Annotated in this window: 17 protein-coding genes and 1 tRNA gene; 7 read left to right on the plus strand and 11 right to left on the minus strand. The window is 71.3% G+C overall.

The window, feature by feature from the left end; translation table 11 throughout:
• Nucleotides 1–58 precede the first annotated feature (58 nt).
• From J2Z30_RS17370 to J2Z30_RS17380, 3 genes are all read left to right on the plus strand, one after another.
• Nucleotides 59–1456: an AAA family ATPase gene (locus J2Z30_RS17370; protein WP_044570929.1), complete on the plus strand. Its 1398-nt coding sequence runs from the start codon at nt 59–61 to the stop codon at nt 1454–1456.
• Between the two features lie 5 nt (nt 1457–1461).
• Nucleotides 1462–2205 carry an HNH endonuclease family protein gene (locus J2Z30_RS17375; protein WP_209468720.1) on the plus strand — a complete coding sequence of 248 codons (744 nt, stop codon included), beginning with the start codon at nt 1462–1464 and terminating at the stop codon, nt 2203–2205.
• 141 nt (nt 2206–2346) lie between these two features.
• Complete coding sequence (locus J2Z30_RS17380; RefSeq protein WP_052701402.1) at nt 2347–3201, plus strand: LppU/SCO3897 family protein; 855 nt, start codon at nt 2347–2349, stop codon at nt 3199–3201.
• Between the two features lie 4 nt (nt 3202–3205).
• Here the strand turns inward: J2Z30_RS17380 and J2Z30_RS17385 are convergent, their stop codons facing one another.
• The 3 genes from J2Z30_RS17385 to J2Z30_RS17395 form a co-directional block, all read right to left on the minus strand.
• Nucleotides 3206–3664 (minus strand): hypothetical protein, encoded by a 459-nt coding sequence (locus J2Z30_RS17385; RefSeq protein WP_044570923.1) that lies wholly within the window; start codon nt 3662–3664, stop codon nt 3206–3208.
• 72 nt (nt 3665–3736) lie between these two features.
• Nucleotides 3737–4447, minus strand: a complete 711-nt coding sequence (locus J2Z30_RS17390) for a TetR/AcrR family transcriptional regulator (RefSeq protein ID WP_044570919.1) — start codon at nt 4445–4447, stop codon at nt 3737–3739.
• The gene (locus tag J2Z30_RS17395) at nt 4444–5424 is read right to left on the minus strand and encodes an acyl-CoA desaturase (protein WP_209468721.1); all 981 of its coding nucleotides are present in this window, start codon (nt 5422–5424) and stop codon (nt 4444–4446) included. Before J2Z30_RS17395 ends, J2Z30_RS17390 begins: the two co-directional genes overlap by 4 nt.
• Nucleotides 5425–5671: 247 nt before the next feature.
• Between J2Z30_RS17395 and ppc the strand changes: the two genes are divergently transcribed.
• Nucleotides 5672–8392 carry a phosphoenolpyruvate carboxylase gene (ppc, locus tag J2Z30_RS17400; RefSeq protein WP_044570915.1) on the plus strand — a complete coding sequence of 907 codons (2721 nt, stop codon included), beginning with the start codon at nt 5672–5674 and terminating at the stop codon, nt 8390–8392.
• Nucleotides 8393–9422: 1030 nt separating this feature from the next.
• Here the strand turns inward: ppc and J2Z30_RS17405 are convergent.
• The 6 genes from J2Z30_RS17405 to J2Z30_RS17430 all read right to left on the minus strand — a co-directional run bounded on the left by J2Z30_RS17405 (nt 9423) and on the right by J2Z30_RS17430 (nt 14228).
• Nucleotides 9423–9941 carry a hypothetical protein gene (locus tag J2Z30_RS17405; protein ID WP_044581513.1) on the minus strand — a complete coding sequence of 173 codons (519 nt, stop codon included), beginning with the start codon at nt 9939–9941 and terminating at the stop codon, nt 9423–9425.
• Between the two features lie 69 nt (nt 9942–10010).
• The gene (gene pth, locus J2Z30_RS17410) at nt 10011–10601 is read right to left on the minus strand and encodes an aminoacyl-tRNA hydrolase (RefSeq protein WP_044570912.1); all 591 of its coding nucleotides are present in this window, start codon (nt 10599–10601) and stop codon (nt 10011–10013) included.
• An 88-nt stretch (nt 10602–10689) separates the two neighbouring features.
• Nucleotides 10690–11289 carry a 50S ribosomal protein L25/general stress protein Ctc gene (locus tag J2Z30_RS17415; protein WP_044570910.1) on the minus strand — a complete coding sequence of 200 codons (600 nt, stop codon included), beginning with the start codon at nt 11287–11289 and terminating at the stop codon, nt 10690–10692.
• Between the two features lie 221 nt (nt 11290–11510).
• On the minus strand, nt 11511–12488 hold the full coding sequence (locus J2Z30_RS17420) for a ribose-phosphate diphosphokinase (protein ID WP_044570908.1): 978 nt from the start codon (nt 12486–12488) through the stop codon (nt 11511–11513).
• Between the two features lie 70 nt (nt 12489–12558).
• On the minus strand, nt 12559–14016 hold the full coding sequence (gene glmU / locus J2Z30_RS17425; protein ID WP_078956701.1) for a bifunctional UDP-N-acetylglucosamine diphosphorylase/glucosamine-1-phosphate N-acetyltransferase GlmU: 1458 nt from the start codon (nt 14014–14016) through the stop codon (nt 12559–12561).
• Between the two features lie 140 nt (nt 14017–14156).
• A tRNA-Gln gene (locus tag J2Z30_RS17430) sits at nt 14157–14228 on the minus strand.
• Between the two features lie 179 nt (nt 14229–14407).
• Here J2Z30_RS17430 and J2Z30_RS17435 point away from each other — a divergent pair.
• Nucleotides 14408–15982 carry a sensor histidine kinase gene (locus J2Z30_RS17435; protein ID WP_078956700.1) on the plus strand — a complete coding sequence of 525 codons (1575 nt, stop codon included), beginning with the start codon at nt 14408–14410 and terminating at the stop codon, nt 15980–15982.
• Nucleotides 15983–16206: 224 nt separating this feature from the next.
• Here J2Z30_RS17435 and J2Z30_RS17440 read toward each other — a convergent pair whose 3' ends face one another.
• Together J2Z30_RS17440 and J2Z30_RS17445 are read right to left on the minus strand one after the other, a co-directional pair.
• Nucleotides 16207–16695 carry an SUKH-3 domain-containing protein gene (locus J2Z30_RS17440; RefSeq protein ID WP_044581511.1) on the minus strand — a complete coding sequence of 163 codons (489 nt, stop codon included), beginning with the start codon at nt 16693–16695 and terminating at the stop codon, nt 16207–16209.
• Between the two features lie 101 nt (nt 16696–16796).
• Entirely contained in the window at nt 16797–17318 is a 522-nt protein-coding gene (locus tag J2Z30_RS17445; RefSeq protein WP_044570905.1) for a YwqJ-related putative deaminase, read from the minus strand.
• Between the two features lie 196 nt (nt 17319–17514).
• Here J2Z30_RS17445 and J2Z30_RS17450 point away from each other — a divergent pair, with 196 nt between their 5' ends.
• Entirely contained in the window at nt 17515–18492 is a 978-nt protein-coding gene (locus J2Z30_RS17450; protein ID WP_044570903.1) for an HNH endonuclease, read from the plus strand.
• Between the two features lie 5 nt (nt 18493–18497).
• Nucleotides 18498–20202, plus strand: a 1705-nt coding sequence (locus tag J2Z30_RS17455; protein ID WP_505011427.1) for an SUKH-4 family immunity protein, incomplete at its 3' end; no start/stop codon positions are given.

A 20202-nucleotide genomic window follows, 5' to 3' on the forward strand; every position in this document is an offset into this window, starting at 1 on the left:
GCACAGTGGCGGCGCAACAGCGTGTATACATCCTGTAACAGGGAGAAGGGGTGAGCCGGTGTACGTGACGAGGCTGCGGCTGGACGGTGTCCGTGGATTCCATGGGCCGCGCACCGTGGACCTCGACTTCACCCGGCCCGATGGCGGCTACGCGGGCTGGACGGTGCTGGCCGGGCGCAACGGCTCGGGCAAGACCACGTTATTGCGGGCCATCGCGCTGTGCCTCGCGGGAAACCGGCGAGCCTCCCAGCTGGACGACGATCTGGAAGGCTGGTTGTCGGACGGCCGGGAGCATGCCTGGCTCACCGCGGCGCTGCGGTCCGACTCAGGAGAGGACCCAGGGAGCGCCAAGGCGATCGGGAAGGGGCCCCGGACGGCTGAATTCGAGGTGCGGCTCCAGTGGAAGCCCGAGGACGCGCTCTTTCCGGAATCGGGCGATGTCATGCCCACTGAGGTGAGGTTCAGCGGGGGTCGGGAGGCGGGCGCACTGTGGTCGTCGTCACCCGTCGGCTGGTTTCACGCCGGGTACGGACCGTTCCGCAGGCTGTCCGGAGCCGGGGTGTACCACGAACGCCAGACCCGTGCCGCCCATCGCGGCGCAGCCAGCCGCGCCGCGGCGATGCGGACGCTCTTCCACGAGCAGGCCGCGCTGACCGAGGCCGTCGACTGGCTGGTCTCGGCACATCTCTACCGGCTGGAGGAGCGGTCGGGAGCCCAGGACCTCCTGGACACCGTCATCGCGCTGCTCAACCACGATCTGCTGCCCGATGACTACCGCGTCGTCGAAGTCGATTCCGACGGACCGTGGCTGTGCCGGAACGACGGCCGGGGCGCGATGTTCCCGTTGCACCAGATGAGTGACGGATTCCGCACCGTTGTCGCTCTGGTCCTCGACATCGTCTGGCGGATGTATACCGCCTATGGACATCTGGATCTCAGATGGCGGCGTATTGAGTCTCAGGGGCCCGAACCGTATCTGCCGCACTCGGGCGTGGTACTGATTGACGAGGTCGACGCGCACCTCCACGTCTCCTGGCAAAAGCGCATCGGGGAGTGGCTCAAGGCACACTTCCCGGCGATCCAGTTCATCGTCACCACCCACAGCCCGTACATCTGCCAGGCCGCCGACGAGCGCGGTCTGATCCGCTTGCCCGGTCCGGACGAGGCGCGGCCCCCGGAGGTGGTCTCCGAGGCGTTGTGGAAGCGCATCGTGTACGGAACAGGCGATGACGCCGCGCTCTCGGACCTGTTCGGGCTGGACACCCCGTACTCGGGCGAGGCCCAGGAACTGCGGAAGGAACTGGTGGCGCTGGAGGCACGCGTGGTCACGGGGCAGGCCACGGACGAGGAAGAGGACCGCCACGAGGCTCTGCGGCAGCGATTGAAGAGTTCGCCGCGGACCAGGGTCTCGGAGGTGGAGGCCCGCTTGAAGCGCCTCGGGGCCTTTGACGAATGATCCGGGTGCAGCGCATCGAGCTGCCGCGACAACTGGTGGCTCACGCGGCGGAACTGACGGAAAGAGTGACGAAGGCCGAGCCGGGAGAACGGTACGACCTCGCGCGCGGTCTGTGGAACCACACCACGCAGCGCCGCAAGCTCGTCACGCCGCTGCGCCGATTATTGGGGCAGATGGCGCACGGCAACCGCTGCTGCATGTACTGCTGCGACGACCTCAGTACGGACGTCGATCACTTCGAGCCGTTGGCGGTCAACCCGTTACGGACTTTCGATTGGCTGAACCACCTCCTCGCCTGCACGACCTGCAACAGCCATCACAAAGGAGATCGTTTCCCGCTGGACAACTCGGGTGAGCCGTTGCTCATCGATCCCACGCGGGAAGATCCTTACGAGCACCTGTACCTGGGCCTTGAGAACGGGGAGTACACAGGGCTGACGGACAAGGGGCGGGCGACCCTGGATGTGTGCGGGCTGAACAGGGACGAGCTGCCCGACGCTCGACGCGGTGCACGGGATGTGGTGTGCATGTGCGTGAGCACCTGGCAGCGGGGCCGGGAGAAGGGGAACGAGCGCAACATGGCAGTAGCCGTGCGCACCATCCGCGAGCAGCCTTTCGCCGACGTGGCCCAGTTCATGCTTCGACAGGCCGTCCTGCCGAAAGCCAGGGTCGCTTTCGCCTTCGACCTCGGGGACGAGACGCTCGATCTGCTCCGGGTTCCGGAGCTGCGCGCGGCCCTGCTCGTCTGACACCCGACACGGCCGGTCGAGGTCACATGCCAGGCACGCATTGCCGCAGAGCTCTCCACAGCACTCCCCTGAACCGATAGGTCATGAGACCGTTGACGCGCTGAACAACAAAACGGTGGCCACGTTTCTCGGGGGAGAGCCATGAGCAGCGCGTCGGGCGGGGCGGATCCGGGCACGGGCGGGGGCAGCGAGGAACAGCGGCAGCGCGGCATCTGGATACTGGTGGCCGCCGCCCTCGCGTTCGCCGTGCTCGCGCTGCCGCAGGTGGTCGAGGGGGACGACAAGACCTCCTTCGCGGGCAGCGCCCTCCCGTCGGGCGGGGCTTCACGGCCGCCGACGAGTCCCGGCGGGCTCCCCAGTGGGCTGCCCAGCGGAGTTCCCACGGGGGTCCCCAGCGCCTCGCTGCCCGGGTACGGCTCCGGAGGCAGCGGGGGAGGCGGGGGATCGGGCGGGACCAAGGCGCCCGCCACACCCACCGTGGCGCCGGATCCCACCGAGGAGGCGTACCGGGCGGTGAGTTCCGGGGACTGCCTCGCCGTGTACGACACCGGGAGCGGCGACTACAACACCCGGATGCCCGCCCCGGTCGACTGCGACGCCGGAAACGCCTACATGTGGGTGAGCGCGGTGCGGAGCGGCGGCGGGGCCTGTCGGCAGGGGCCGGGGCAGAACTACATGTCGTACACCTCGCGGGGGCGGACCACGGCCCTGTGCCTGACCCGCCAGTTCAAGGTGGGGTACTGCCTGCTGGCCAAGCAGACGGGCAGCGGGCGGCAGGCGCGGATGAACGCCGGGCTGATGACCGTGGTGGACTGCGACGCGAAGCGGGTCCCGGTCCGGTACAACCGGATTCTGCACATCACCGGCGTCTACAAGGCCCCGGCGAGCGCCTCCGCGGCGAACTGCGCCCGGGTCCAGGGCGACCGTACGTACTACTGGTCATGGCTGGTGAACGACGGCCGGACACTGCTGTGCACCATGGTGTACCAGGGCTGACCGCTCAGCGGGTTGCCACGTTCACCAGGCCCCCGCTCAGCGCCAGCAGCAGAATGACGCCGACCCCCGGGGCGGCCAGATAGGGCAGGAGGGCCAGCGTGGCCAGCAGGCAGTACGCGGCGGCCACCCAGGACAGCACCCGCTGGGCCTCCTCCGGCCCGTAGCGGTTGAGCCGCACGACGAGCGCCATGAACACAGCGGCCCACAGGGCGGCCCGCGGCTCACCGAAGGAGACGTTGTCGTACAGGTCCACGACGGGCTTGTACCAGTCCGTGTCGGCCAGCGAGCCCGCAAACTCGATCATGTCCTTCAGATAGGCGTGCGACGCCGCTGACGTCGCGTCCTTCAGATCGGCGCGCACCCACTCCGTGATGGCCAGCATCATCAGACCAAGCGCATGACAGATGCCCGGCCCCACCGCCACCGCATTCCGGCGCGCCTCGGACCGCTCCCCCGTGGTCATGTCCTTGTCTCCCCCTCCCCCGTGGGCCACCATCATCCCGACAGGGGGGACGCGCGGACCAGCCCCGGGAGGTCAGGACTTGCGGTGGCCTATCAGGCGGGGCTTCTGCTCCAGGCCGTCCAGGCCGTGCCAGGCCAGGTTCACCAGGTGGGCCGCGACCTCGGCCTTCTTGGGTTTGCGGACGTCCAGCCACCACTGGCCGGTCAGGGCGACCATGCCCACCAGGGCCTGGGCGTAGAGGGGGGCCAGTTTGGGGTCGAAGCCGCGGGCCTTGAATTCCAGGCCCAGGATGTCCTCCACCTGGGTGGCGATATCGCTGATCAGGGAGGCGAAGGTGCCCGTCGACTGGGCGACGGGGGAGTCGCGGACGAGGATGCGGAAGCCGTCCGTGTACTCCTCGATGTAGTCCAGGAGGGCGAAGGTGGCCTGCTCGCACAGCTCGCGCGGATGGCCCGCGGTGAGGGATGTGGTGACCATGTCGAGCATCCGTCGCATCTCGCGGTCCACCACGACCGCGTACAGCCCCTCCTTGCCGCCGAAGTGCTCGTACACCACTGGCTTGGAGACCCCGGCCTTCGCCGCGATCTCCTCCACCGAGGTGCCCTCGAAGCCGCGCTCGGCGAAGAGCGTACGACCGATGTCCAGCAGCTGCTCCCGGCGCTCCTTGCCGGTCATCCGGACCCGGCGGGGCCGCCGGGCTCCGGATCCGGAGGACCGGCCGGCCCGGCGCGGCCGGTCCTTTTCACCGCTGGTATTACTGTCGGTCGCCACGTCCTCTATCATGCCGCTCCGGCGGTCTCCTTCTGACGGCGGGCATCGATACGGTCCTGGCTCGGCCACCGGACGTCATACGCCCAGCCCGCCTTCTCGAACCAGCGGATGATCCGGGCGCTGGAATCCAGCTGCCCTCGCATCACCCCGTGCCGGGCGCAGGTCGGGTCCGCGTGGTGCAGGTTGTGCCAGGACTCGCCGCATGAGAGCACCGCGAGCCACCACACATTGCCGGAGCGGTCCCGCGACTTGAACGGGCGCTTGCCCACCGCGTGGCAGATCGAGTTGATCGACCAGGTCACATGGTGCAGCAAAGCCACCCGGACGAGTGACCCCCAGAAGAAGGCGGTCACCGCGCCCTGCCAGGACCAGGTCACCAGTCCGCCGATCACCGGCGGCACCATCAGGGAGACCACCGTCCACACCACGAACTGCCGGGAGACCGCCCGGACGGCACCGTCCTTGATCAGATCCGGTGCGTATTTGTACTGCGGCGTCTGCTCCTCATCGAACATCCAGGCGATATGGGCCCACCACAACCCCTTGAGCAGGGCCGGAATGGTCTCGCCGTACCGCCACGGGGAGTGCGGATCGCCCTCCGCGTCGGAGAACTTGTGGTGCTTGCGGTGATCGGCCACCCAGCGGACCAGCGGGCCCTCCACGGCCAGCGACCCCGCGATGGCCAGCGCGATCCGCAGCGGCCGCTTCGCCTTGAACGAGCCATGGGTGAAGTAGCGGTGGAAGCCGATCGTGATGCCGTGGCAGCCGATGTAGTACATCGACACCAGCAGCGCCAGATCCAGCCAGCTGACTCCCCAGCCCCAGGCCAGGGGAATCGCCGCGAGCAGCGCGACGAAGGGGACGGTGATGAACAGGAGAAGGGTGAGCTGTTCGATGGAGCGCTTGCTGTCCCCGCCGAGCGTGGCGGAGGGAAGCGGGGCCTCCTGGGCCTTCGGCGTGTCGTTGACCACGTCGGGGCTTGCAGTCATGGGATCCCTCGTGGGGCTCGGGGGCATGGCTACGGATGCGTAACCTACGGCGTCGTAAGTATGGCAGGGCCGGGAAGCGGGGCAATAGGGCTCTGGTCTCACCCAGGGGCGTGCCGCCTATCCTGGTGAGCGTCGGACAGCGCGGTCCGCACAAGGCCGAAAGCACCGGGTCAGCAGCCCGCGGCGCCCGCCGCGCACGCATCGATGCCGCGCTTCGAACCCCGTTCACTGCAAGGAGCCCGCACCTGTGAGCAGTGCCGACCACACCAACGCCGCCCTGCGTGCCGACATCCGCCGTTTGGGCGACCTGCTCGGCGAGACCCTAGTCCGACAGGAGGGTCCCGACCTTCTCGAACTCGTCGAGCGCGTCCGCGCCCTCACCCGCAGTGACGGCGAGGCCGCGGCCGACCTGCTCGGCTCCACCGACCTCGAGACCGCCGCCAAGCTGGTCCGCGCCTTCTCCACCTACTTCCACCTGGCCAACGTCACCGAGCAGGTGCACCGCGGCCGCGAGCTGCGCGCTCGCCGCGCCGCCGAGGGCGGCATCCTCGCCCGCACCGCCGACCAGCTCAAGGACGCCGACCCCGAGCACCTCCGGGCGACCGTCGCCAACCTCGGTGTGCGCCCCGTCTTCACCGCCCACCCCACCGAGGCCGCCCGCCGCACGGTCCTCACCAAGCTGCGACGCATCGCCGAGCTGCTCGACACCCTCGCCGTCGGCGGTGACGCCCGCCGCGCCGACCTGCGGCTCGCCGAGAGCATCGACCTGCTCTGGCAGACCGACGAGCTGCGCGTCGCCCGCCCCGAGCCCGCCGACGAGGCCCGCAACGCCATCTACTACCTCGACGAGCTGCACGCCGGAGCCGTCGGCGACGTCCTCGAGGACCTCACCGCGGAGCTGATGCGCGTGGGCGTCGAGCTGCCCGCCACCACCCGCCCCCTCACCTTCGGCACCTGGATCGGCGGCGACCGCGACGGGAACCCCAACGTCACCCCCGAGGTCACCCGCGACGTGCTGATCCTCCAGCACGAGCACGGCATCACCGACGCGCTGGAGATCATCGACGAGCTGCGCGCCGCGCTCTCCAGCTCCATCCGCAACAGCGGCGCCTCCGAGGAGCTCCTCGCCTCCCTCCAGCGCGACCTCGAACTGCTGCCCGAGATCAGCCCGCGCTACAAGCGGCTCAACGCCGAGGAGCCCTACCGGCTCAAGGCCACCTGTATGCGGCAGAAGCTCGTCAACACCCGCGAGCGGCTCGCCGGGGACACCCCCCACCAGCCCGGCCGTGACTACCTCGGCTCCGGTGAGCTCCTCGCCGACCTCCACCTCGTCCAGGACTCCCTGCGCGCCCACCGCGGCCAGCTCATCGCCGACGGCAGGCTCGAACGGTCCATCCGCACCCTCGCCGCCTTCGGTCTCCAGCTCGCCACCATGGACGTCCGCGAGCACGCCGACGCCCATCACCACGCCCTCGGCCAGCTCTTCGACCGGCTCGGCGAGGAGTCCTGGCGCTACGCCGACATGCCGCGCGACTACCGCCGCAAGCTGCTCGCCAAGGAGCTGCGCTCCCGGCGTCCCCTCGCCCCCACCCCGGCGCCGCTGGACGCCGCCGGTGCCAAGACCCTCGGCGTCTTCCACACCATCCGCGAGTCCTTCGAGCGCTTCGGCCCCGAGATCGTCGAGTCGTACATCATCTCCATGTGCCAGGGCTCCGACGACGTCTTCGCCGCCGCCGTCCTCGCCCGCGAGGCCGGGCTGATCGACCTCCACGCGGGCTGGTCCAAGATCGGCATCGTTCCGCTGCTGGAGACCACCGAAGAGCTGAAGATCGCCGACAAGCTCCTCGACGAGATGCTCGCCGACCCCTCCTACCGGCGGCTCGTCGCCCTCCGCGGCGACGTCCAGGAGGTCATGCTCGGGTACTCCGACTCCTCCAAGTTCGGCGGCATCACCACCTCCCAGTGGGAGATCCACCGCGCCCAGCGGCTGCTGCGCGACGTCGCCCACCGGCACGGTGTACGGCTGCGGCTCTTCCACGGCCGTGGCGGCACCGTCGGCCGCGGCGGCGGCCCCACCCACGACGCGATCCTCGCGCAGCCGTGGGGCACCCTCGAGGGCGAGATCAAGGTCACCGAGCAGGGCGAGGTCATCTCCGACAAGTACCTCGTGCCCTCGCTGGCCCGCGAGAACCTGGAACTGACGGTGGCCGCCACGCTGCAGGCATCCGCCCTGCACACCGCCCCGCGCCAGTCCGACGAGGCGCTCGCCCGCTGGGACGCGGCCATGGAAACCGTCTCCGAAGCCGCGCACGGCGCCTACCGCACGCTCGTCGACGACCCCGACCTGCCCGCGTACTTCTTCGCCTCCACGCCGGTGGACCAGCTCGCCGAACTCCACCTCGGCTCCCGGCCCTCCCGCCGCCCCGACTCCGGCGCCGGGCTCGACGGCCTGCGGGCCATCCCGTGGGTGTTCGGCTGGACCCAGTCCCGGCAGATCGTCCCCGGCTGGTTCGGCGTCGGCTCCGGCCTCAAGGCCGCCCGCGAGGCCGGACTCGACACTGTCCTCGACGAAATGCACCAGCACTGGCACTTCTTCCGCAACTTCCTGTCCAACGTCGAGATGACGCTGGCCAAGACGGATCTGCGGATCGCCCGGCACTACGTCGACACGCTCGTCCCGGATGAGCTGAAGCATGTCTTCGACGTGATCCAGGAGGAGCACGAACTGACGGTGCGGGAGGTGCTGCGGATCACCGGTGGACGGGAACTCCTCGACTCCAACCCGGTGCTGAAGCAGACGTTCCACGTCCGGGACGCCTACCTCGACCCGATCTCGTATCTGCAGGTGACCCTGCTCCACCGCCAGCGCACCGCGGCCGAGCGGGGCGAGGACCCCGACCCCCTGCTCGCCCGCGCCCTCCTCCTCACGGTCAACGGCGTGGCCGCGGGGCTCCGCAACACGGGCTGACCACGGCGTGCACCCGACACCGGGCGGGGCCCACTCCTGACGGAGTGGGCCCCGCCCGGTGGTGTTGGTGAGGTAGTGAGATTCCCGGGGGCTCCGCCCCCGGCCCCCCGCCGGGCAGCCGGCTCCGCCGCTGCCGAGCCCGATCCCCTGGTGGGTACGCCATGCCATGCCGCACCGCCGCCCGGCACGTGTTCCCCGCTCGGGGGGCGAGGTTTCCCTGCCGGGTACGGCTTCTCCTCGCCGCCGCGACGGCGAGGGCCCCCGTGGCGGTGTCCGGCGGTGCCGAGCTTCCTGTGTGCGCTGCGGCGCTGCCCGGTAGGTGTTCCCCGCTCGGGGGGCGAGGCTTCCCTGCCGGGTACGGCTTCTCCTCCCCGCCGCGATGGCGAGGACCCCCGTGGTGGTGTCCGGCGGTGTCGAACTGCCTGTGTGTGCTTTGCCGGTGTGCGGTGTGTTTTCCCTGCTCGGGATGGGGTTTCTCTGCCGGGTAGGGCTTCTCCTCCCCGCCGCGATGGTGAGGGCCCCCGTGGTGGTGTCCGGCGGTGCCGAGCTTCCTGTGTGCGCTGCGGCGCTGCCCGGGAGGTGTTCCCCGCTCGGGGGGCGAGGTTTCCCTGCCGGGTACGGCCCCTCTTCCCGCCGCGATGGTGAGGGCCCCCGTGGTGGTGTCCGGCGGTGTCGAACTGCCTGTGTGCGCTGCGGCGCTGCCCGGTAGGTGTTCCCCGCTCGGGGGGCGAGGTTTCCCTGCCGGGTACGGCTTCTCTTCTCCGCCGCGATGGCGAGGGCCCCTGTGGTGGTGTCCGGCGGTGCCGAGCTTCCTGTGTGCGCTGCGGCGCTGCCCGGCACGTGTTCCCCGCTCGGGATGGGGCTTCTCTGCCGGGTACGGCTTCTCCTCCCCGCCGCGATGGCGAGGAGCCCCGCCGTGGTGTTCGGCGGTGTCGAACTGCCCAAGCCAAGGGGGGTGGTCGTACCACGACGGTGGGGTGGTCCCGGGACGGAGGGGGAGAACAGACGCAGGAGGGGGACCCGGTGAGCGCTACAGCGTAAGCGTGGCGAAGGACGCGCCCAGTAGCGCCGCGCCCAGCAGGCCCATGGCCCAGCCCGTGCGGCGTAGGCCGAGGCCGCCCGCGACGATCAGGGAGGTGAGGAGGAGGGAGCCGCCGAAGGGGACCCAGGCGTGGAAGACACCGGCGGCGCCGGTGCGGACGGCGTGGTCCGTGCCGGGTTTGAGGGTCACGGGCACCCGGTCGCCCGTCCCGTTCGTGACGGCCTCGTCGATCCGTACCCGGCCACGGGACTTGCCGCCCTCGCGGGCCGGGGTGAAGGAGCCGGTGCACCATTCGTCGCCGCAGTCGGAGACCGTGACGGTGCCGCGCTCAAGCCCCTTCGTCAGCATCGACGGCTTGGCGTCGCCCCAGGAGGACCACACCCCGGCGACCAGGATCAGCAGCGCGACGAGCGTCATTGCCACGTTCTTCGCCAGCAACAGAAATCCGTACGCGCTCTCGCCCGCCCGCCGTGTACGGCTGCGCTTGGTCACACCGGTGGAAGCCATGGCGGCGATCCTCGCCATCCCCGGGCCGCCGGTCAACCTTCCGCCGAACAAACGGGCGAACGGCGTCTTTCAGGAGTTGTACGTCCCCTGCGCGCGCTCCAGTCCGTCCGCGATGAGCGTCTCCACCGCGTCCGCCGCGCGGTCCACGAAGTAGTCCAACTCCCTGCGCTCCGCAGCGGAAAAGTCCTTGAGGACATACGCCGCGACATCCATCCGGCCCGGCGGGCGGCCGATTCCGAAGCGCACCCGGCAGTAGTCCGCACCCAGCGATTTGGTGATCGACTTCAGTCCATTGTGGCCATTGTCACCACCGCCGATCTTCAACCGCAGCGCCCCGTAATCGATGTCCAATTCGTCGTGTACGGCGACGATATGACCGACCGGCACCTTGTAGAAGTCGCGCAGCGCGGTCACCGGTCCGCCCGAGAGGTTCATGAAGGACATCGGCTTGGCGATCACGACGCGGCGGCCGGCCGGTCCGGGCGGGCCCATCCGGCCCTCGACGACCTGAGCCCGCGACTTGTGCGCCTTGAAGCGGGCGCCCATCCGCTCGGCCAGCAGATCGGCCACCATGAAGCCGACGTTGTGGCGGTTGCCCGCGTACTCGCCACCGGGGTTGCCGAGGCCCACCACAAGCCAGGGGCTCGTGTCGTCCGTCATCTGGTTGTCTCTCCTTGAGGACGGCCGCCGCCCCGCACCACAGAGGGCGGGACGGCGGCCGGAGAAGCGAAAAGGGAGCAGGCGCAGATTACGCCTCGGCGCCCTCGGTCTCGCCCTCGGCGCCCTCCTCGGCCGGGGCCTCGGCCTGGGCGGCGACCACCTGCAGCACGGCCGCGTCCTCCTCGACGGCCAGCGTGGTGCCGGCCGGGAGGGTGATGTCCTTGGCGTGGATGGTGGCACCCGCGTCCAGGCCCGCGATGGAGACGGTGACCGACTCCGGGATGTGGGTGGCCTCGGTCTCGACCGGCAGGGCGTTCAGCAGGTGCTCGAGCAGGTTGCCGCCCGGGGCCAGGTCGCCCTCGGTGAGGATCGGCACCTCGACGGTGACCTTCTCACCCTTCTTCACCAGCAGCAGGTCGATGTGCTCCAGCACGCCGATCTTGATGGGGTGACGCTGCACGGCCTTCGGGATGACCAGCTCGTTCTTGCCGCCCTCGACGTCCAGACGGATCAGCACGTTCGGGGTCTTCAGCGCCATCAGCAGGGCGTGCGCCGGCAGCGTGACGTGCAGCGGCTCGACGCCGTGGCCGTAGACCACGCCGGGAACGCGCTCGGCGGCACGGGTACGGCGGGCGGCACCCTTGCCGAACTCGGTGCGGGGCTTAGCGGAGATCTTGACCTCGGCCATGGGGCACTCCTCGTAGATCGTTTACGGTGTGTGGGCGTTACCCGGCCCACGACAGACCTGCTACGAAGAGCGCGTCGATAACGGACAGCCACTGTAAGAAGCGGCCTCCCTCGCCGAGCAACCCCACGATTCTACCAATGGCTGAGGGCGCCTCCGCCAACGGCTGAGGCCACCCCCTGACGGGAGTGGCCTCTATGTCCGGTCCGGGGAGGTTAAGCCGCTCACGCTTGCTCCTCGAACAGGCTGGTCACCGAGCCGTCCTCGAAGACCTCCTGGACCGCGCGGGCGATCGTCGGCGCCATCGACAGCACGGTCACCTTGTCCAGCTCGACCTCGTTGGGAGTCGGCAGGGTGTTGGTGAAGACGAACTCACTGACCTTGGAGTTCTTCAGCCGGTCCGCGGCCGGGCCCGACAGCACACCGTGGGTGGCGGTCACGATCACGTCCTCCGCGCCGTTCGCGAACAGTGCGTCCGCCGCCGCGCAGATGGTGCCACCGGTGTCGATCATGTCGTCGACCAGCACACAGACCCGGCCCTGCACATCGCCGACCACCTCGTGCACCGTGACCTGGTTGGCCACGTCCGGGTCCCGCCGCTTGTGCACGATCGCCAGCGGCGCGCCCAGCCGGTCGCACCAGCGGTCCGCGACCCGCACCCGGCCGGCGTCCGGCGACACCACGGTGAGCTGGGACTTGTCGACCTTGGCGCCCACGTAGTCCGCGAGCACCGGCAGCGCGAAGAGGTGGTCCACCGGGCCGTCGAAGAAGCCCTGGATCTGGTCGGTGTGCAGATCGACCGTGAGGATCCGGTCGGCACCCGCCGTCTTCAGCATGTCGGCGATCAGCCGGGCCGAGATCGGTTCACGGCCGCGGTGCTTCTTGTCCTGACGGGCGTAGCCGTAGAACGGAACGATCACCGTGATCGAGCGCGCGGAGGCCCGCTTCAGCGCATCGACCATGATGAGCTGCTCCATGATCCACTTATTGATCGGAGTCGTGTGGCTCTGGATCAAAAAGCAGTCGGCACCGCGTGCCGACTCCTGGAAGCGGACGTAGATCTCGCCGTTGGCGAAGTCGAATGCCTTGGTCGGGACCAAGCTGACGCCCAGCTCATGGGCGACCTCCTCGGCCAGCTCGGGGTGGGCGCGGCCGGAGAAGAGCATCAGCTTCTTCTCGCCGGTCGTCTTGATCCCGGTCACAACAAGTCTCCTTGGATGTCACTTTGGTGCACTTCTCACCGTACGCCCCGCACGCGTACCTGTGCAGATGTCACTGCCTGCCCTCGTCCTCCCGACGAGCGGCCTCGGCGGCTCGCGCCGCGGCGCTTCCGGGGCGCTTGCGGGCGACCCAGCCCTCGATGTTCCGCTGCTGTCCGCGTGCGACGGCGAGCGAGCCCGGGGGCACATCCTTGGTGATGACCGATCCGGCGGCGGTGTACGCGCCGTCCCCGATCGTGACGGGAGCCACAAGCATGTTGTCGGCCCCGGTCCGGCAGTGGCTGCCGATGGTGGTGTGGTGCTTGTTCACACCGTCGTAGTTCACGAAGACACTGGCGGCGCCGATATTGGTCTGCTCGCCGATCGTCGCGTCGCCCACGTAGGACAGATGCGGCACCTTGGTGCCCTCGCCGATCGTGGCGTTCTTCATCTCCACGTACGTGCCGGCCTTGGCCTTGGTCCCCAGCCGGGTCCCGGGGCGCAGATACGCGTACGGCCCCACGCTCGCCCCCGCGCCGATCTCCGCGCCCTGCGCGACGGTGAACGAGACGGTCGCGCCCTGGCCGACGGTGGTGTCGGTGAGCCGGGAGTTCGGCCCGACCTCGGCGTCCGTGGCCAGGTGGGTGGCCCCCAGCAGCTGGGTGCCGGGGTGGACCAGCGCGTCCGGCTCGAAGGTGACGGTCACGTCGATCCAGGTGGTGGCGGGGTCGACGACGGTCACGCCGCTCAGCATCGCCCGCTCCAGCAGCCGCTCGTTCAGCAGCCTGCGGGCCTCGGCCAGCTGGACGCGGTTGTTGATCCCGACGATCTCGCGGTGGTCGCCCGCCACGCACGCGCCCACCCGGTGCCCGGCCTCGCGCAGGATGCCGAGCACATCGGTGAGGTACTCCTCGCCCTGGCTGTTGTCGGTGCGCACCTTGCCGAGGGCGTCGGTGAGCAGCTGTGCGTCGAAGGCGAAGACCCCGGAGTTGATCTCGCGGATCGCGCGCTGTGTGTCGGTCGCGTCCTTGTGCTCCACGATCGCGGTGACGGCGCCGGTCGCGTCCTCCCGCACGATCCGGCCGTAGCCGGTGGCGTCGGGGACCTCGGCGGACAGCACGGTCACGGCGTTGCCGTCGGCGTCGTGGGCCGCGGCGAGCCGCCGGAGCGTCTCGCCGGTCAGCAGCGGGGTGTCACCGCAGACGACGATCACGGTGCCGTCGAGGGCGACCCCGCTGTCGGACAGCTCTTCCAGGCCCATCCGGACGGCGTGCCCGGTGCCGTTCTGCTCGTGCTGGACGGCGGTGCGCACCTCGGCGTCGGTCTCGGCCAGATGCGCGGAGACCTGCTCCCGGGCGTGGCCGACCACGACCACGAGATGTTCGGGGGAGAGCTCACGGGAGGCGGCGACGACATGCCCGACGAGGGAGCGGCCGCAGAGGGCGTGCAGAACCTTCGGGGTCGCCGATTTCATGCGGGTGCCCTCACCCGCTGCGAGGACGACGACGGCTGCCGGGCGGTTGGCGCTCACGGGTGTGCCCTTCGGCTTCGGGGGTGGACACCCGCAGGATACCGAGAGGTTTCCGGGCGGAAAGGAAGGAGGGTCCCGAGCCGGGACGTCAGGCCCCGGGAAGGCGGAACGCGAGGCGGCGGCTGAGGCGGAATATGAAGCTCCCCCGCCAGGACTCGAACCCGGACAAATGGCACCAAAAGCCACTGTGCTGCCAATTACACCACGGGGGATGGCGCAGGCCATCTGACCGGAATTCGATCAGATCGCCGCTTCGGCGCCCTCCACTATGCCGTACCAGGAGCCTTCCGTGCGACGGTATGTGCCAGCCCGTCGGGGGCGCGGACGGCGGGGTGGGCGCGCCGCCGTGTCACCGGGAAAAGCGCTGGCGCCCGGTCGTAGGCTGGTCGCTATGGGTTCGACGGGGGAAGAGGCGGCGGGCGCGCGGGGCGCGCCCGCGGGGCCGTGGTGGTGGGCGCGACGGCGGAGTATGGGGCTCGATGTCCTGCTCGCCGTGGCGTCGTCGATCGAGTGCGCGGCGGAGGGTGTCGGTTTCGCCCACGATGCCCGGATTCCGGTGGCCGCCGGGGTGCTGATCGGGGTGCTCGTCGGCGCCACGCTGGTGCTGCGGCGGCGCTGGGCGATCGCCGTGGTGCTGATATCGATCGCGGTCACCCCCGCCGAAATGGGCCTGCTGCTCGGCGTCGTGGGGCTCTACACCCTCGCCTCGTCCGAGGTGCCGCGCCGGATCACGGCGGTGCTGGCCGGAATGGCGGCGGTGGGCAGCTTCCTCGTCACGGTGATCGGCCTCCGCCGGGACGACCCCCAGAGCGGTCTGGGGACCTCTGTGTGGGAGGCCCCGATGTTCGCCATGGTGCTCACCCTGGGGCTGACCGCCCCGCCCGTGCTGCTGGGGCTGTACGTCCGGGCCCGGCGGCGGCTGGTGGAGAGCCTGCGGGAGCGGGCGGACGGTCTGGAACGGGAGCTCTCGCTGCTCGCGGAGCGGGCGGAGGAACGGGCCGAGTGGGCCCGTAACGAGGAGCGGACCCGGATCGCGCGGGAGATGCACGACGTGGTGGCGCACCGGGTGAGCCTGATGGTGGTGCACGCGGCGGCGCTGCAGGCGGTGGCGCTCAAGGATCCGGAGAAGGCGTCGAAGAACGCGGCGCTGGTGGGCGACATGGGGCGGCAGGCGCTGACGGAGCTGCGGCAGATGCTGGGGGTGCTGCGGTCGGAGGACGGTCTGCGGGCCCCGGCGGGGGCGGCGTTCGCCGCCGGGTCCGCCTCTTCCTCCGCCAGGTCCTCTTCCTCCGCCGGGTCCTCTTCCTCTTCCTCCGCTGGGTCTTCTTCCTCCGCTGGGTCTTCCTCCGCTGACGCCGCCGATGCCGCCGGGTCCTCCGCCGAGGAGAGGCCGCTGGCGGGGGTGGCGGCCGCGGCCTCGGCCGCCGCGGAGGCCGCCGAGGCCGCCGGAGCGGCCGGGAAGGGCGTGGAGGTGGCCGGGGGGCCGCGGCTGGCGGAGCTGGAGGCGCTGGTCGGGCAGTCCCGGGCGGCGGGGATGGCCGTGGAGCTCTCGGTCGAGGGCGAGGAGCGGCGGTACACGGCTCCGGTGGAGCAGACGGCCTATCGGGTGGTCCAGGAGGCGCTGACCAACGTCCACAAGCACGCCCCGGGCGCGAGCGCCCGGGTCCGGGTGGCGCACCGTACCGCCGAGATCGCGGTCCTGGTCGAGAACGGGCCGTCGGAGCGCGGCGCGGCGGACGCGGGGCTGCCGAGCGGCGGGAACGGCCTGGTCGGGATGCGGGAGCGGGTCTCGACGCTCGGCGGGGGCTTTGTGTCGGGGGCCACGGAGGCGGGGGGCTTCCGGGTGTCGGCGGTCATCCCGGATGGGCCTGACGGCCCCGACGGTACGGATCGCCCGGCTGGCGCGGGTCGCGCGGATCAGCCCGCGGACCGCACCGTGGTCGAGGGGCGCGCGAAGAGCGCCTAAGCGTTCTGCGGACGTGCCCCTGAGCTGCCGTCGATCGTCTGCGGCGCCGTCGTGGCTGGTCGCGCCCACGCGGCGGAGCCGCACATCGACACGGCCCCGCGCCCCTGCGGGGCGCATCCCGCCGATAGCCGGGGCGCTGTGTCAGGCGTCGCGGGCCCGCGACGATCCGCCGGACAGGGCCTGGCGCCGACGCCCGGTCGGATTTGCACACGGTACGGCGCGCGTTACGCGCGGGTCAGCCTGGCCGGGAGCGCGCCCGTGACGAGGGTGCTGAGGGCGGCGTCCAGGGTGGGGCCGAGGTACCAGTCCCCGGTGTGGTCGAGGCTGTAGACCCGTCCTTCCGCGTCGATGGTCAACACCGCCTGCCCGTCGGCCTCCTCGCCCAGCGGGCTCACCTCGGTCTCCAGGGCCCGGCCCAGGTCGCCGAGGGTGCGGGCGAGGTGGAGGCCGAGCAGGGGATCGATACGGAACGGGGTCGGGGCGATCTCGCGGCCCGCGCCGGGCGGTTGGATGTGCAGCCCGCCGAACTCCGCCCATGCCTCGACCGCCGCCGGGAAGACGGCGTGCCGGTGGCCCGCGGGGGAGGTGTGGGCGCGCAGGGTGTCGGCCCAGACCTCGGCGCGCCTCATGTCCCAGTGGCCGGGCTGCCAGCCCGCCTCGCGCAGCGCGGCGTCGACGGCGACGGAGAAGCGGGTGACGTCCAAGCGGTCGATCGGCCGCCGCGCCGGGCGTGTCGGCCGCGGTGTCCGCGTTCCCGGCGGGGCCTGGGCCGTCTGAGGTGCTTGTGGTGCTTGTGGTGCCTGATGTGCCTGGCTCACGTGCTCTCACCCACCACCCGTACGCCGAAATGGGCCAGCAGTGCGGCGCAGGACAGACAGGGCGGGGCGTAGCTGCCGTGCTGCGGGTCGCCCGCCTCCCGGATCCGGCGAGTGGTGAGTTTGGCCTGTTTGAGGGAGCGGCGGGCCTCACCCTGGGTGAGCGGTTTGCGGGAGGCGCGCTTGGACCGGCCGGCCTCGACGTTCGACAGATGGCGGGAGAGCAGGATCACTTCGGGGCAGCGGCCGGTGAATCGTTCACGCTGGCCGCTGGCGAGCGCGTCGAGGAATTCCCGCACCAGCGGATGGAGCGTCGGCGGCTGGTCGGCCTTGCCTCCGGTGCAGGTCAGCGTGTCGCCGCGGACGGACAGCGCGGCCGCGACGGCGGGCAGGATGCCGTCGCGGCGGCGGTGGAGCGGCGGTGGGCCGGCGTCGGGGTCGACGCTGCTCCATCTCAGCCGGGGGTCGCCGGCCGCGGGGGTGGCGCCGTCGCCGCCTCCGTTGCTCTGCGTGATGTGCATGTGGTGGATCCCTCCCTGTGCAAACCCCCGGTTGCAATGATCAGATTGCCAAATCCCGCGGGCGCTGCGGTAGTCCGGGCCTGAACGACCTGGTGGGGGCGGAGGCCGCCATGAAGGGGGATGGCCGCCCGGTTCGGACGGTTGCGTCACCGCATAGGCTGTGCCCAGTAGCCAGCATCAGCAGGGGGCAACCGCCATGACGACAGGTCGGCTCGGGCAGCATGCCGCGCCACCGAACACGGCCTACGCCGGGCAGGTCGTGCACTTCCCGGATCCGGTCCGGGCCGCGCGCCACCCCAAGGGTGTCCGCGTGGACGAAAACGGCTTTCCGGACTTCTCGCCGTATGCGCGCGCGGCCGCCGAAATCGCCGAACCCCCGGAGGGGTTCGGCGTCGACGAGCTCCGGCTGACGGACTACGTCTCGGCGAACGCGGCGCTGCACGCCACTGGTCACGAGCTGTGGAACGAGGCGTCGGCGGTGGCCACCCCGCACGGCTGGACCTGGCACCACGTCGTCGGCACCCGGCGCATGGAGCTGATTCCGGTCGAGGTCAAGGCGCTGCTGCGGCACCACGGAGGGCTCGCCACGGCACAGGTCGACCAGGAGAAGCGGGGCACCCGTCCGCTGCAGGAGACCCGGCCGATGCATGTGGGCCTGCCGCTGCGGGGCATCTCCGTCACCGAGGAGCAGGTGCTCGGTGTCGAGGAGGACCTCGGCTACCGGCTGCCCGATTCGTACCGCGCCTTCCTCAAGGCGGCGGGCGGCTGCGCACCGGTCGGCACGGCGCTCGACCCGGAGTTGGGGCTGCTGATCGACCAGCCCTTCTTCACGGTGCGCGACGAGGCGGCGGTCAATGACCTCGTCTATGTCAACAAGTGTCTGCGGGACCACTTCACCAAGGACTATCTGGGCGTGGGCTTCGTCCAGGGCGGGGTGATCGCGGTCAAGGTGAAGGGTGACGCGATCGGCTCGGTGTGGTTCTGTGCGTATGACGACGCGCGGGACCGTGACGGCTGGACGGTCCAGGAGCGGGTGGAGCGGCTGTTGCTGCCGTGCGGCGACGACTTCGACGCCTTCCTGCTCCGGCTGGCGGGCAATCCGCCGGAGCTGGAGACCGTGGCGAACCTGATGGTGGACGGTGGATTCGCGTACGCCGTCCCGGTGGAGGGGTGAGCGCGATGGTGACCTTCGCACAGGCGCAGGAGCGCGCGGAACTCTGGATCAACGGCGATGTGCCGGCCTATCAGCAGCGCGAGGCGCGGGTCCGGGAGTTCGACCTGGGCTTCGTGGTCTGGGCCGAGGATCGCCCGGACGGACCGGTCTCGGGCAACGGAGCCGAGGGCACGCGGATGGTGATCGCCCGCGACAGCGGTGAGACCACGCTGTGGCCGGGGCTGCCGGTGGGCGAGGTGATCCGCCGTTACGAGGAGCGGTACGACACGACCGACGGCTCCCGCGACGAGTCCACCACCGGTCGGCAGGAGCGCATCGACCTGAACGCGACGTCCTTCCTGCTCACTCCGCCGGAGTGGCTCCAGGAGGCGGCGGACGCGATGAACAGCCGGTCCGAGGGGCGGCTGGAACTCCCCGAGCCGCGGGCGGGGGCGGAGCCGGGCGGGGGCGGGTCGGACGCCGCCGCCGCGTCTGCCGGTTCCGCTTCGGTTTCGAGTGCCGCCGCGCCCCCTGCTCCGCCTGCTCCCCCTGCTCCGCTTGCTGGTGCCGCTTCGCCTCCCTTGCCGCCGGAGGACAACTGGCCGTCGGCCGGTGGGCCGGGGTCCGGGGCCGCCGGGCCCGGGGCGCCGGGACACAGTGCCCCGGGCATGAACGACTGGCCGTCGGGCGGCGGCGCGCGGAGCGCCGGTCCGGACGCGCCGCACAGCGCGCCGGGCGCCCCGCCCGTGCCCGGTGCGCCCGCTCCGCCCGCGCCCGTGCCGGGTGCGCCCGCCCCGTCCGGGCCCGTGCCGGGTGCTCCTGCACACGGTGGGCCCGTTCCGGGCGCGCCCCGGGACCGGGCCGTGGACGACTGGCCGTCCGACGGTGTCGCGCGTCCGCTCGCGGGCGACCCGCCACCGGGCGGCCCGCCCGCGCCGGGCGCTCCTTCCGCGCCCGGTGCCCCGTCCGGCGGTGAGGGCTGGCGGAACGCGCCGCCTCCGCCCCCGCCCGGTGGGGTCGGCCCGTGGGCCCCGCCCGCGCCGGGCGCCGGTACGCCCTCCTCGGGGGGCCAGGCCGACAACGCGGCGACGCCCGGCGGCGGTACGCCATGGGCCGGTACGGACATCAAGGGCGACGATGACGACGACCGCTCGGTCGCCCCGCCCGCCACGGTCTTCGCCCCGCCGCTCGCGGGGTCCGACGACGAGGACACCCCGGCGCCGGGCATACGGCCGGACGCCAAGACCGAGTTGATGTCTGGGGGCAGCGCGCTGCCTTCCACGGCCATCGCCCCGTCTCTCGACTTCCCGGGGCAGCAGGGCGGCCCCGGCGCCGGTCCGGGTGCCAATCCCAACGCGAGCGACATCGCGGACGCCGCCACCCGTAAGGCGGGCGGCGGTCCGACGCCTCCGCCGCCCGGTGCCCCGGGGATGCCGGGTGCGCCCGGTGCCCGGCCGGGTGCGGACCCCACGCCTCCGCCGCCCGCGCCGTCCGGGCCCGGTGCCCCCGGCGCTCCGGCCGGGGGGTACGTACCGACGCAGCTGGTCTCGCAGCTCGACTCCGACAGCCTCGGCGGCGCCCCGCAGCCTCCCGGTGCGCCGGGTGCGCCCGGTACCCCTGGTGCTCCCGGTGCTCCTGGTGCTCCTGGTGGGCAGGGTGGTGGTCAGACGCCGCCTCCGCCTGGTGCTCCGGGTGCGCCCGGTGGCGGTGTGCACGCTGCCGCGACGATGC

It is taken from the genome of Streptomyces iranensis, assembly GCF_017874715.1.
GTDB classification, from domain to species: Bacteria; Actinomycetota; Actinomycetes; order Streptomycetales; family Streptomycetaceae; genus Streptomyces; species Streptomyces iranensis.

Excerpts from the sequence above, each read along its gene's own strand:
- J2Z30_RS17380 (WP_052701402.1), top strand. The coding sequence starts at position 2,347 with ATGAGCAGCGCGTCGGGCGGGGCGGATCCGGGCACGGGCGGGGGCAGC.
- J2Z30_RS17385 (WP_044570923.1), bottom strand. The coding sequence starts at position 3,664 with ATGACCACGGGGGAGCGGTCCGAGGCGCGCCGGAATGCGGTGGCGGTG.
- J2Z30_RS17390 (WP_044570919.1), bottom strand. The coding sequence starts at position 4,447 with ATGATAGAGGACGTGGCGACCGACAGTAATACCAGCGGTGAAAAGGAC.
- J2Z30_RS17395 (WP_209468721.1), bottom strand. The coding sequence starts at position 5,424 with ATGACTGCAAGCCCCGACGTGGTCAACGACACGCCGAAGGCCCAGGAG.
- J2Z30_RS17405 (WP_044581513.1), bottom strand. The coding sequence starts at position 9,941 with ATGGCTTCCACCGGTGTGACCAAGCGCAGCCGTACACGGCGGGCGGGC.
- pth (WP_044570912.1), bottom strand. The coding sequence starts at position 10,601 with ATGACGGACGACACGAGCCCCTGGCTTGTGGTGGGCCTCGGCAACCCC.
- J2Z30_RS17415 (WP_044570910.1), bottom strand. The coding sequence starts at position 11,289 with ATGGCCGAGGTCAAGATCTCCGCTAAGCCCCGCACCGAGTTCGGCAAG.
- J2Z30_RS17435 (WP_078956700.1), top strand. The coding sequence starts at position 14,408 with ATGGGTTCGACGGGGGAAGAGGCGGCGGGCGCGCGGGGCGCGCCCGCG.
- J2Z30_RS17445 (WP_044570905.1), bottom strand. The coding sequence starts at position 17,318 with ATGCACATCACGCAGAGCAACGGAGGCGGCGACGGCGCCACCCCCGCG.
- J2Z30_RS17450 (WP_044570903.1), top strand. The coding sequence starts at position 17,515 with ATGACGACAGGTCGGCTCGGGCAGCATGCCGCGCCACCGAACACGGCC.